Here is a 12,526-nt window from a genome sequence, read left to right as displayed (position 1 = left end):
AGCTTCACATCGGCTTCGGGGGTTTGCCCGTAAGGGCATACTGCTTCGGCGTCTTGCTGTACGTACGCTTGAACACCCGGATGAAGTGGCTGGCGTCCATGCCGAGCTTCTCGGCGACCCGTTCCACCGTAATGCCGGGATAATCCTTGAAAAGCTGCAAAGACCGGTTCATGCGCAGCTGCAGCATGTATTGCTGAGGCGTCATGCCGTAGCCCGCGACGAAAAGGCGGTGAAAATGCTGAACCGAGTACCCGGCCGCCTTGGCTGCGTTGGACAGAAGCAGCCGCTCGGCCTGATGGTCGTGCATCCATTGCACGGCCGCCTGCAAGGCGGAATTGGGCAGATCCGACGGCGCGATTTTTCTGGACGCCTTCGCGGCCGGGTATTGCCCCTCCATCCAGGCGAGCAGCAGATCGTACATCCGCCTTGAAGCGTCGTAGGCATGCTCGCGGTCCTGCTGTATCGTATGCCAGATGCCTTCCAGCTTCAGCCATAGCTCTTCAAAATTTGGCGTGTGGACGGCGACCGGTTCGGCTTCCGAGAGCAGCCCGTCAGCCGCGCTGCCGCCAAAGGCGATATAGCCGAGATTCCAGGCATCCTCCGACGAATCGGGTTGATAGAGATGTCTCGTATGCGCAGGCATCAGCAGCGCCATGCCCGCCGACAGCCCGTACTCTTGCCCGTCGGCTATGCGGAAGCTCCCCTTGCCTCTCCGGGTCAGGAACAACTGATGCGCGGGATAACCGCTGCCAAGCCTATTGATCTCCCTCTGCTCATGGCTGCCCACGCACCTGACGTACAGGGGGAGGCGCTGCTCCAGATTGGCGTTGTCGGCGAACAAGAATGGCATCATCGTTTACGACACTCCTTATATGATAAGATTGGACGATTTATTGGCGGTTCTGGTCAATGATCGGCGTTCCATTATGGACTATGATCAAGGCATAAGCGAAATATAAGATGATGAGGTGGAACGTAGATGACTATTTTAAAAGCTCCGGTAAGCCCGAAACTTCCCGTGCTCATGCACGGAGCCGACTATAATCCCGACCAATGGCTGCATGATCCCGCCGTGCTGGAGGAAGACATACGGCTAATGAAGCTTGCCGGCTGCAACGTGATGGCGATCGGCATTTTTTCGTGGGCGGCGCTGGAGCCCTCCGAAGGCGAATTCCGGTTCGAGTGGCTGGACCAGGTGCTGGAGCGCTTCAGCAACAACGGCATATACGCCTGGCTGGCAACGCCGAGCGGCGCGCGTCCCGCATGGCTGGCCGAGAGCTACCCGGAGGTGCTTCGGGCAGGACCTAACCGGGTTCGCAATTTGTATGCGGGGAGACATAACCACTGCTTTACCTCCCCTGTCTACCGGGAGAAGGTCGCCACGATCAATCGCAAGCTGGCAGAGCGTTACGCGGCGCATCCCGCGGTCGTCGGCTGGCATATTTCCAACGAATACGGGGGCGAATGCCATTGCGACCTGTGCCAGGAGGCGTTCCGGAGCTGGCTGAAGCGCCAATACGGCACGCTCGACGCGTTGAATCTGGCATGGTGGACCTCCTTCTGGGCGCATACGTATACGGATTGGAAGCAGATCGAATCCCCTGCCCCGCACGGGGAGCGGATGGTTCACGGCCTGAATCTGGACTGGCGCCGCTTCGTGACGGATGGGACGGTCGCCTTCTGCAAGCATGAGATCGATGCCGTCAAAGGGGCCAATCCCGACCTGCCGGTTACGACCAACATGTATACGCTCGAGACGCTGGACTATCGCAAATTCGCCGCCATATTGGACGTCATCTCATGGGATGCCTATCCGGACTGGCATAGCGAGCCGGATAACGTCAAGGTAGCTTCGACGTTCGCCTTCATGCACGACATGTTCCGCTCCATGCTGCGCAAGCCGTTTCTATTAATGGAGAGCACGCCCAGCATGACCAACTGGCAGGCGGTGAGCAAGCTGAAGAAGCCGGGCATGCACCGGTTGTCCTCCCTGCAGGCGGTTGCGCACGGCTCGGATTCCGTGCAATATTTCCAATGGAGGAAAAGCAGGGGCTCCAGCGAGAAATTGCACGGCGCGGTCGTCGACCATGCCGGTCACGAGCATACCCGCGTATTCAAGGACGTCGCGGAATTAGGCGGAACGCTGGCCGACCTTTCGGAAGTTGCGGGCTCGTTTACTCTTTCGGAGACCGCAATCCTGCTCGACTGGGAGAACCGCTGGGCCGTTAAGGACGCCAAGGGCCCTCGCAATGCCGGACTGCATTACGAGGAGACGGTGCACGACCATCATCGCGCGTTCTGGAATCAGGGCATTCCCGTTGACGTGATCGGCAGCGAGGACGATTTTGCGCCTTACAAGCTGATCGTTGCGCCGATGCTCTACCTGTGCAGAGAGGAAACCGGACGCAAGCTGGAGTCGTTCGTGGAGCGCGGCGGAACTCTTGTCGTTACTTATTGGTCGGGCATCGTCGACGAGCATGACCTATGCCATCTGGGAGGTTTCCCCGGGCCGCTCCGCAAGACGCTCGGCATCTGGGCGGAGGAGATCGACGCGCTGCAAGATCACGAGCGCAACGGCTTGTCCCTGGTAGAAGGCAACCCGCTAGGGCTGTCGGGCCGTTACGAATCCCGCGAGCTGTGCGAGCTGATTCATCTGGAGGGAGCGGAAGCGCTAGGATGCTACACCGACGATTTCTACGCGGAGCGGCCAGCTCTCACGGTCAATAGCCTGGGACAAGGGAAGGCGTATTATATGGCGACTCGTTTTGAAGGCGACTTCCTCCTTGAATTCTATCGAGCGGTGACGGCGCAAGCCGGCGTAACGCGCGTGCTGGATACGGAGCTGCCGGCGGGCGTTACCGCGCAGCAGCGGACGGACGGCAGCTCGGATTTTGTGTTCCTGATGAATTTTGGCGATAAAGCGGCCGAGGTGGCGCTGGACAGACGCTCCTACGTCGATCTCGAAAGCGGCGAAGCGATGGGAGCGGTCGTGCCGTTGCCTGTTAACGGCATTCGGGTATTGAAGCGGGACGCGTCTCGCCAATAATGATAGTTGCAAAAGCCCCGGGCAAGCGATCAAGTCGCGAGTCCGGGGCTTTTGTTTATTCAATTACAGGAAAATATAGCATGTTACGTCAGCGAATGAAGCAGAACATCGTCGACGCCGCGCCGTCCGCCGTATTCGATCTCGCGAACCGTCGGCTTCGACAGCAGTCCTTCCGTTACGGGATTGCCCGTATGGTCGAGATAATCGGCGACCCGCAGCCCGCGGTGGTCGAGGCAGATCTCGTCCGTCCAGCCGTCGCCCTCGATACGAAGGGCGGTCGCGTCCAAGCGGTCCAGCTCCGCGCCATCCGAGACGGCGGAGATCCGCGATAGCTCCAGCTTTGGCGTCGCGGAACCGCAACAAGGCAAGACGACCGTTTCCATAACCGCCCTTCCCGTGGCTTGCATCGTCCGTTTGACGACCGGCTTGTCATGGTATTCCCCATGGATGAAATACAAGCCCGACTCCAGCGAAAGCTGGGCGGAAGCCAGCTCCGGGTAGGCCAGCAGCACGTTGCCGCCGTCCTCTCGGTCCGTCCAAACGCGGCCGCGCCCGAAGTCGGCGGTAGCCGCGCCGGGAGGCAGATGGAAATATTGCTCGTAAGTATGCAGCTCCCTCGCTTCGAGAAGATCCACGATCAGCCAATACCTGTTTTTGACAAACAGTACCTTGCGAGAATGGATCACGGGATCGTCGTACCGCGTATAGCCGTAATGGCTGGCAAACCAATAATCGTACCGTTCCGTGCTGCGGAAATCCCAGATGCGGCAAGGGGCCGTCTGCGGCGTGTTCCAATGGGCGCTGCGGACATGCTGGTCGCCGCCGTCAACGACGACCGTATTGTGGGCCCGCGTCGAAATGACGTATTTGCGCTCCTTGTTCCACTCGAACAATCCGATCCCGGAGTCGACGAGCAGCTCCCGGCCGCCGGCTAACGCGATGACGCTCAGCGTGTCGGCATGCGCGTGCCCGGCGACGCCGACTCCCGCGCGCGCCGCCATATACAGCGCTTCGCCGCCCCAATCCTGGCGGGAAGTGAGATAACCGCCGATGGGGAAACACGCCGCCGTCGCTTCCGGCGCTCGGGCCTCAAGCTTCGCGTAGCTCCCGGGCGCGCCCGGGCCGACTCTCCACAGCAGCGATAATGGCAATTCCTCGTAGCCGAGATATTTGTAATCCGGTCGATTGAACAAGTACGCGCCCAGACTCATGACCGCGCGGAGATCATGCGACGATTGGACGTCCGTATCGCCGAACCTCGGGAGCTGTCCGTCCGGCGTCATAAGATGCATGAGCACGTCGAACATCGCCTCAAGCGTCCGGTCGTATTCAGTCGCCGGGATGCCAAGCTTCTGCAGTAACGCGACCAGCTCGTACAAGTCTCTCATGACGATATGATGATAGTTGGGGCTGGCTTCGAATTGCACGCCGTCCTCGTATACGTTCTGCCGGATGTAGCCCGGCAGCTCCTTCATGCCGTACGCCAGCCAGTCCCGGGAGTCCTTCAGCTCCGGCAGCAGCAGGGACAGCGTAATCAAGCCGCGAAGCTGCATGCAGACGTGGTTTCCGTGGGATGCGTGGTAATTTCGGGTATACACGCCGTGCTGATGGAACGACTTGATCATCATCATCTTGACCTCCGGCTCGAAGGAAGGCGAGCCGAACATCGCCATGAACGGCTCCGGCAACACGAATAGCCTGACGCCGACCGACAGCGGATCCCATGTGCAATGCTCGGAGCGGAAGGTGCCGTCCTTCGGCATCGGATTGTCGATAAGAAAATCCTTCATCATGTCGTTGAAGCAACGCGGGTAGGCTTCGTTGCCCGTGAGCGCATACGCGCGGGACAGATGCTTCAGGTAGCCGAAGCGGGTAAGATGCAGCTGGTACTGGGAGCTGTCGAACAGCCAGCCGTTCCAGTCGTACGTTCCTTCGGGAAATATAATCCGTCTTCCCTTGAAGAGGGGGAAGTTGCTCTTCAGCAGCAGCTCCGCCTCTTCGAGTGCGAGAACGGCTTCCGGGTCATCCGCGTATCGTTTGCGGGAGTAATCGGCTAATTCGGGTAGATCGGATGCTTCGAAGTAATACCGTTTCGTCGCTCCGGATGCGATCAGCGCCAGATAGGCATCCCGGGCGCCTGCGATATCGCCGGCGTTAAGCTTCTCGCGTACGCCTTCCATGCCGGGACGTTCGAGATCCAGTTCGTCGCGAAGGAACGACTCGTCCAAGGGGAGCGGCTGCGTGTAGCGCGGGTCGTGCCGTAGATCCTTGTATCCCATTTGTATACCTCCTAATAACGGCTATTCTTTGACGGAGCCCAGCATCGCGCCTTGGGCGAAATATTTTTGCAAGAACGGATAGACGACTACGACGGGCAGCATCGCCAGCAGGATCGCGGCGTTCTGTACGTTCGGCCCGAGATTGGCGGCCATCTGCGCGTCGAGCGCGGCATCGGCGGATATGTTGGAAGAGCTGATGGCGACCATCTGCCGAAGAAGAGGCTGAATCGGCCACCTCGTCGTGTCGTTGATGTAGATGACGGCCGAGAAAAACTCGTTCCAGTATTGGACCATAAAAAACAACGTGAACGTCGCGATGATCGGCTTGGACAGCGGAAGCACGATGGAAAACAGTATGCGGAATTCGCCCGCGCCGTCGATGCGCGCCGCTTCGTCCAGACTCTCGGGAAGGCTCTGAAAGAAGGTTCGGATGACCAGAATATTAAAGGCGCTGGAGGCGGCGGGCAGTACGATCGCCCAATACGAATCCAGCAGTCCGAGTCCCTTGACGACAAGGTAGCTCGGAATCATGCCGCCATGGAAAATCATCGTGAAAAGGATGAACAGCAGGATCAGTTTCCGTCCCGGCATGATCTTTTTGGAGAGCGCGTATGCCAGCGACAACGATACGATCAAATTGACGCAGGTGCCAAGCGCGGTAATATAAACGGAATTTTTGACCGAGGTCATAAACGTTTGGGCGTTAAGCAAATATTTGTACGCATCGAGCGTCCAAGTCTTGGGCCAGACGAAGAACGCGCCTGACATGGATTGACCCGGAAGACTGAAGGATACCGCGATGATATATAGAAAAGGCAGTACGACCATCAAGCTGATCAGAAGGATGATGACTGCAAGCGCGCTGTCGAACCAAGTGATGCGAAGTTTCATGTGATGTCCCACCTTTGTCTTAGAGAATGCCGTCCTCGCCCATCAGCTTGGCCAAATAGTTGGCGCCGAGCACCAGAATAAGGCTGACGACGGATTTGAACATGCCGACCGTAATGGCGAAGCTGTAATTGAATTGCTGCAGCCCGGTATGGTAGACGAACAGGTCGAACACGTTCGAGACATCCAGGTTGAGACTGTTGGTCATCAGGAAAATTTGCATGAAGTTCGAATCCAGAGAAGATCCCAACCTTAGAAGCAGCAAGATGACGATGGTGCTTTTGATTCCCGGCAGCGTAATATGCCAAATGTTGTGGAACCTGTTGGCTCCGTCCACCTTGGCGGCTTCGTACAGCTCGGGATTGATGCCGGCCAGCGCGGCGAGAAAAATGATCGTGCCCCATCCCGCATCCTTCCAGATGGCTTGGAAGGTGATCAACGGCCGGAACCAGTCGTTGCTGACCAGGAAGTTCGCGCTCGTATCGAACCACTGTTCCAAATAGTGGTTGATGACCCCGGATGGGCCAAAAAAAGAAATGGTAATGCCGTAAATGACGACCCAAGACAGAAAGTGTGGCAGATAGACGATTGTTTGGGAAACGCGCTTGAACATTTTTAAGCGGAGCTCGTTGAGCATGATCGCAAGCAGGATCGTAAACGGGAAATAGACGACGAGACTAAGCAGGCTGATCATAAGTGTATTTTTTAAGAGGACAAAAAAGTTGTTGGTGCTGAAAAATTGTTGAAAATGCTCGAAACCGACCCATGGGCTCTTGATCATGCCGATAAACGGGCTGTAATCCTTGAATGCAAGCAACAGTCCCGACATGGGAACGTAATGGAAAATCAGAAAATACAAGATGCCCGGGGCGGCAAGCAAATAAAAGGGCCATAGTTGACTGAATCGGTTAAAGCGATGACTTTTCACCATGAGCTCTCGTTCCTCCTTATCCATGGACAAAAAATAGGGGTCTCGCACCCCTATTTTTTGTCTCTGTGCAGACTTTGTCTTTATTGTTGATCTGCGTTATATTCTTCCAGCAGTTCTTTGGCGATAACCGCGCCGTCGCCTGCCGTCCACGCGTCGATTTCCTTCTGTACGGCTTCCCAGGTTGCTTCGCCCAGGACATATTGCGTCATGACCGCGCTCATTTTTTTATAGGTATCCGGATTTTTGGCCGCCGTTGCCGAGCTGTAGCTCAAGAACGGATTCGGAATGCCGTAGTTGGCAATAACGTCCAAGGATGCTTTTTGAACCTCCAAAATTTCCGGAACCTTGGAGTTGGCATAGATGTAAGGATCTACGCGGTTCTGCAGAACAAACGCGCTTGGTTTCTCCAGATCAAAAAGTTTCTTCTGGTCTTCGGTTTGTACCGGAAGGCCGTCCTTGAAGTCGCTGGCATGTACGCCGATAACGCCTGCTTTGGAGAAAGCGATGTTTTCCTCGGCGGACGTGAAGTCCAGGAAGTCGATAATTTTTTGGACCTTTTCCTTCGGCACGGAGCTGGGAATCGCCCAAATCCCGTAGTAGCCGCCGATCAGCGCTACGCCCTTCTGTCCTTCGCGTCCTTCAAGCACGTCAATCACCGCGATCTCGGCGTTCGGATCAACTTGCTTCATCTTCTCGAGACTTGTCTCCGAGATGTCCCCTACGTTCGTTACGAACGCTCCGGCTACGCCGGCCTGGAACTTGTTGCGAGCCTGCTGTTGGTTTTTGAGAACGGGAGCGTCCTTATCGATCAGACCTTTGCTCCATGCGTCTTTAAGCCAGTCGAGATAGTTTTTGTATTCGGTTGTTTGGAAATCGCGAACGGGCTGGCCGCTGTCGTCAAGCGCCCAAATATGCGGCACGCCAAAGGCGAATAACATCGGGAAGACGGAGCCGAACGGCCCGGGACCCGATACGCCGTCCACGCCGTAGACGGTCAAAGGCACTGTGTTTCCGCCGCCTGCAGGATCGTTGTCCTTGAATACCTGGAGGGCGTTCGTCAACTCGTCGATCGTTTTAGGAACCTCGAGATCGTATTTGTCCAGCCAATCCTTGCGGATAATGACGCTGGCTTCTCCGCCGCCGTACAGACCGCGCGGTCTCGGAATGCCATAGATTTTTCCTTGCACGCTTGTGTTGTTCCATACCGCGTCTTCGATCTGACTGATGTTTTGCGTGCCTTCGATGTAATCCGTCAAGTCGTGAAAGGCGCCCATTTTGACAAGGTTGGTATATTTGTTGTCCTTGCCGCTGTCGATCAGCAGCAGATCATAATCGTTGGCCGATACGGCAACGGCAAGTTTGTCTCCGTATGCCTCGGATGGTACGAAGGTCAGGTCGAGCTTGACATTGCCGCGTTTCTCGAGATCGGCCTTCGCCTGATTGTTGTCCGCGGACGGCGGATCGCCGAAGGTGATGGTCATCGCTTTGATGGTAGTCGGCTCCGCGCTCGGAGCTGCCGTTTGTTGACCGTTTACGGCATTGGTTGGACTGGCCGTTTCTCCTGCGCTGCTGTTGCCGTTGCCGGAGCAGCCAGCAAGCACGGTCGTCATCAGCACGGATGCGGTCACGACTTGCGCGAGATTTTTTTTGATTTGCATGTGTATCCCCCATTTCAAAGTTTTCCTTGCGGTTACAATTTCGATTATAGTGGAGCGGCGGTCATCCTTGACATGACGGAAACAAGCGAAAGTGTCACCGTTTTTAAGATGATGAGCGTAACGAGTATCATTGGCCGGAGAGATTGTACTATACTTAGGTTAGCCGAAGGCGGCCGTTTAAAACGCGGTTTCGGCGACACGGAGCGCGCGCTGAGGCGCTCGTGCCAACCATGTTTGACGAAGGGGTTAGAAGGATGCCGTCACCTTTTTTTGGTTTTTTGACGCGGAGTTTTTATGTACGCATGATCTTGATCATGCTCGCCGTTTCGATTATTCCGCTGCTTCTCCTCTCCTATATATCCATCTCGGTATCCAGCTCGACGGTGGAGAAGCAGGTGAACAAGCTGAACGCCCAACTGGTCAATCAGCTCATCGACCGGGTAGAGCTGTCCATGAACCGGTTCCGCGAGCTGAGCGTGCAATATTCGGGTTTGTCCTCGATTCAGAACGCGCTGGTCTCCCCCTCGGAGTTGTATTATGAAGACGTCGTGCTCAAAAGGGAGCTGATCTCGGTGCTTACCACGGCTTCGGTCGTGATCGGCAACGTGGAAGGGCTGCAAGTATACTCCGCCATTACGGGCGAAATTTTGTCTTCCACGGATGCCCCGTCCCGGATCGAGCACTCGATCTACGGGCCGTTGATCGACCATTTCCTAAGCTCCCCCAGATCGGAGCTGTTTCTCGACAAGGATTCCATCCCGGAGATGGAGATGCTCCGCGATTCCAGCATCTATATGGCGCGGATTCCGTACAACAAGTTCGAGGAGATGAAGGGCGTTATGATGATCTCCATGAAGAACAACCAGTTTCAGCAGCAAATCGAAAATATCCAGCTCGGCTCGCGAGGCTCCATTACGCTGCTCACGCCGTCCGGGAGTCCGATCGCCACGACGAGCAAGCTGAGCGACGAGGACGACAAGGGCCGGGTCGCAACGATCCTCGAGCATTGGCGGGAGCTAGGCAAGCCCAATCAATTCGCGGAGGCCTCTTCGATTATTTCGGTCAAGCAGACCGGAACCTATGACGGCTGGATTGTCGTCTCCGAGATCCCGTCCAAAGAGCTGACCCAGAATACCGGCATTATCCGGGAGACAGTCGTATATTTTCTGGCGATTCTAATCGTTCTCGGCGCCGCGTCCGTTCTCGGCTTCGGTTATCACTTGTATCGGCCGCTTCAGGCGGTAAAGCGGCAAGTCAACGCGATCAAGAAGGGACAATTCGACGCCCGGGTGGACACGTTCGCGAACAATGAGATCGGCGATCTCGGGCGCATGCTCAACTCGATGGCCATCCGAATCCAGGAGCTGGTGAACGATTTGCAGGATTCGGAGGAGCTCAAGCGCCGTCTCGAAATCCGGGCGCTCCAATCGCAGATCAACCCGCACTTTATGTACAATACTTTGAATACGATTCGAATGTTCGCCATGCTGAAGGACTATGACAAGATTAACACATTGATGGGGCGCTTCGTCGGGTTGCTGCGCTATTCCATGGAAAATTACGACCAAACCGTCCGTCTCGGTCAAGAGCTGGATTATCTGAAGGATTATGTCGGTCTGCTTAATATGCGCTACAAATGCCAGATCGCCCTGGATTACGAGATCGAGGAGCCGCTCGGCAGGATGCAGATCCCGAAGCTCAGCTTGCAGCCCCTCATCGAAAACTCCGTGTTCCACGGCATCTTGCCGAAGAAGTCCGAGACCGGTCGGATCTCCGTCAAGGCGTTTGCCGATCGGGAACGGGAACGAATCGTCCTCGAGATTCGGGACGACGGTCTCGGACTGCCGGAAGCGGAAATGGAGAAATTGCGGGTGCATCTCATGCGCGAGGAGTCAAGCGAAAACATCGGATTGCAAAACGTAAAGATGCGGCTGAAGCTGATGTTTGGCCATTCGGCGGCCATGGAGCTGAACTGCGAGGGAGAAGGGCTTCTCATTCGCATCGAATTGCAGGCCGATCAAATTCAGATCAAGGAGGAAGAGCATGAGCGGCTATAAGGTACTTCTCGTCGAAGACGAAATTCCCGCCAGAACGGTGTTTCGCGGAATGATCGAGGAACGCGGCGATTTGTTCGAGCTTGTGGGAGAAGCGGAGGATGGCGCGGACGGCCTGGAGCTGTACCATCGGCATAAGCCGCAGCTGGTCGTAACCGATATTACGATGCCGGGCATGAGCGGACTCGAGATGCTGCGGGCGATCGAGAGCGGCGGCGGGACGATGCCGCAAGTCGTTATTCTGACCTGCCACCAGGACTTCCAGTTCGCGCAGCAAGCCATTCAGCTCAGGGCGGCCGCTTATCTGATCAAGGATGATTGCCTGAACGATCCGGAACTGCTGGCTCGTACGCTAGAAGAGCTGACGGAGCAGGTCGTCGGCCGGGACGAGACGAGAGAGAAGCAGCTGGAGCTGGAGCAGAAGGTGCGGTCCAACGAAATCGTGATCGAGCAGAACCTGTTTCTGGAGATGCTCCGCAATCCGGCAGCCGGAGACGAATGGCTGCAATCGCTGGAGAGGATCGGCATCCCGGCTCGCGGCTCCCAGTCATATGCGCTGATGCTGGAGCTGGATCGCAGCTCGTTGCGTTTCTCGATCGAGCAGCCGCAGGAACTTAAGCTATGGCAGTTCGCGGGAGTGAACGTGCTAAACGAGTTGCTCGGCGCGCTGGGCCCGCACAAAGTGATCGCCCTGGACAAAGGCAGGTTCGTCGCGATCTTCGCCCCGACGAGCGAGTCCTCGCTCGAGACGCTGCTGGATCAGGTCGTGGATTCCTTCTCGAAATACTTGAAGATGGACTCGCTCTCCATAATCAGGAGATTCCCGTCGGGGCTGCGGGATCGGATGGGCGAGCTGAAGGCGTGGGTGTCCGCCGCTTACCCGTTTTTTTACGATAGCCTTCCGGCTCTTGGGAGCGGATCCCTCGCGCCGGAACGTAACGCGTATGTCCATATCCCGGAACAATACATCCGCTTCTGGGGGAAGGTGCTGAAGGGGGCGCTGCTGGAGTCGCATCTGGTTTCCTCCGCGGTGGAGCATGAACGAAGCTCCTTCCGCAAGCAAGCTATGGAACACGGCTGGGAGCCCGAGCAGATCAAGTCGCTGTATCTCCGCATTTTCCTTGATCTCAGCCAGTTCACCAACGAAGCCGAGGGGATGGCCGATCTGGAAGCGGCTTTCCGCAAAAGGCTGGAGCAATGCCAGACCTTCGACGCCGTACACGATTCCACGGTCGCCTGCTTCCGCAAGCTTAAGCTGCTGCAGGGAGACAATCGGAAGCTCGATGCGTGGATAGCCAAAATCGTGCAGAGGCTGCATGAAAATCTGCACGAACCATTCAAGCTGGAGGAGCTCGCGGCGTCCATCAATTACAGCGTGCCTTACTTCAGCAGCATGTTCAAGAAAACGACGGGCGATAGTTTCGTGCAATACTTGAACAAGCTGCGGCTGGAGAAAGCGAAGCTGCTGCTGCTCACGACGGATCGCAAGACGTTCGAGATCGCGGAGGAAATCGGGTTCGAGAATTACCGCTCCTTCAACCGGCTCTTCAAGCGGGACACGGGGCTTACTCCCTCCGACTACCGCAAGCAAGGCGTTGAGGGCGGTTGGAGATAAAGCCGGTGCCTGTGCCGAGAGGCTTGCGTTCGTTCGTAATGTTTGTTTCAAACCA

General features: G+C 56.5%; 8 protein-coding genes. 3 read left to right on the top strand and 5 right to left on the bottom strand.

Going from position 1 to position 12,526, the window contains the following annotated elements; translation table 11 throughout:
• Positions 1 to 4: 4 nt before the first annotated feature.
• Positions 5 to 853: a helix-turn-helix transcriptional regulator gene (locus KJW29_RS17940; protein ID WP_214630822.1), complete on the bottom strand. Its 849-nt coding sequence runs from the start codon at positions 851 to 853 to the stop codon at positions 5 to 7.
• A 126-nt stretch (positions 854 to 979) separates the two neighbouring features.
• Between KJW29_RS17940 and KJW29_RS17935 the strand changes: the two genes are divergently transcribed.
• A complete protein-coding gene (locus KJW29_RS17935; protein ID WP_214630821.1) occupies positions 980 to 3,046 on the top strand; it encodes a beta-galactosidase in 2,067 nt (688 codons plus the stop codon).
• A gap of 83 nt (positions 3,047 to 3,129) precedes the next feature.
• Here the strand turns inward: KJW29_RS17935 and KJW29_RS17930 are convergent, their stop codons facing one another.
• The 4 genes from KJW29_RS17930 to KJW29_RS17915 form a co-directional block, all read right to left on the bottom strand.
• Positions 3,130 to 5,325: an alginate lyase family protein gene (locus tag KJW29_RS17930; RefSeq protein ID WP_214630820.1), complete on the bottom strand. Its 2,196-nt coding sequence runs from the start codon at positions 5,323 to 5,325 to the stop codon at positions 3,130 to 3,132.
• A gap of 21 nt (positions 5,326 to 5,346) precedes the next feature.
• Entirely contained in the window at positions 5,347 to 6,216 is an 870-nt protein-coding gene (locus KJW29_RS17925; RefSeq protein WP_214630819.1) for a carbohydrate ABC transporter permease, read from the bottom strand.
• Between the two features lie 19 nt (positions 6,217 to 6,235).
• The gene (locus tag KJW29_RS17920; RefSeq protein ID WP_087565870.1) at positions 6,236 to 7,144 is read right to left on the bottom strand and encodes an ABC transporter permease; all 909 of its coding nucleotides are present in this window, start codon (positions 7,142 to 7,144) and stop codon (positions 6,236 to 6,238) included.
• Between the two features lie 80 nt (positions 7,145 to 7,224).
• Positions 7,225 to 8,802 carry an extracellular solute-binding protein gene (locus KJW29_RS17915; protein ID WP_214630818.1) on the bottom strand — a complete coding sequence of 526 codons (1,578 nt, stop codon included), beginning with the start codon at positions 8,800 to 8,802 and terminating at the stop codon, positions 7,225 to 7,227.
• 302 nt (positions 8,803 to 9,104) lie between these two features.
• Here KJW29_RS17915 and KJW29_RS17910 point away from each other — a divergent pair, with 302 nt between their 5' ends.
• Positions 9,105 to 10,859 (top strand): sensor histidine kinase, encoded by a 1,755-nt coding sequence (locus KJW29_RS17910; RefSeq protein ID WP_214630817.1) that lies wholly within the window; start codon positions 9,105 to 9,107, stop codon positions 10,857 to 10,859.
• On the top strand, positions 10,846 to 12,471 hold the full coding sequence (locus KJW29_RS17905; RefSeq protein WP_214630816.1) for a response regulator transcription factor: 1,626 nt from the start codon (positions 10,846 to 10,848) through the stop codon (positions 12,469 to 12,471). Before KJW29_RS17910 ends, KJW29_RS17905 begins: the two co-directional genes overlap by 14 nt.
• The last annotated feature ends 55 nt before the right edge of the window (positions 12,472 to 12,526 follow it).

This window comes from Paenibacillus agaridevorans (genome assembly GCF_018604145.1).
Classification (GTDB): domain Bacteria; phylum Bacillota; class Bacilli; order Paenibacillales; family Paenibacillaceae; genus Pristimantibacillus; species Pristimantibacillus agaridevorans.
This window is presented reverse-complemented; position numbering and strand designations above follow the sequence as displayed.

What these genes read in the sequence shown, in the direction of transcription:
- KJW29_RS17910 (WP_214630817.1), top strand. Translation starts at nt 9,105, where the DNA reads ATGATCTTGATCATGCTCGCCGTTTCGATTATTCCGCTGCTTCTCCTC.
- KJW29_RS17925 (WP_214630819.1), bottom strand. Translation starts at nt 6,216, where the DNA reads ATGAAACTTCGCATCACTTGGTTCGACAGCGCGCTTGCAGTCATCATC.
- KJW29_RS17940 (WP_214630822.1), bottom strand. Translation starts at nt 853, where the DNA reads ATGATGCCATTCTTGTTCGCCGACAACGCCAATCTGGAGCAGCGCCTC.
- KJW29_RS17935 (WP_214630821.1), top strand. Translation starts at nt 980, where the DNA reads ATGACTATTTTAAAAGCTCCGGTAAGCCCGAAACTTCCCGTGCTCATG.
- KJW29_RS17915 (WP_214630818.1), bottom strand. Translation starts at nt 8,802, where the DNA reads ATGCAAATCAAAAAAAATCTCGCGCAAGTCGTGACCGCATCCGTGCTG.
- KJW29_RS17905 (WP_214630816.1), top strand. Translation starts at nt 10,846, where the DNA reads ATGAGCGGCTATAAGGTACTTCTCGTCGAAGACGAAATTCCCGCCAGA.
- KJW29_RS17920 (WP_087565870.1), bottom strand. Translation starts at nt 7,144, where the DNA reads ATGGTGAAAAGTCATCGCTTTAACCGATTCAGTCAACTATGGCCCTTT.
- KJW29_RS17930 (WP_214630820.1), bottom strand. Translation starts at nt 5,325, where the DNA reads ATGGGATACAAGGATCTACGGCACGACCCGCGCTACACGCAGCCGCTC.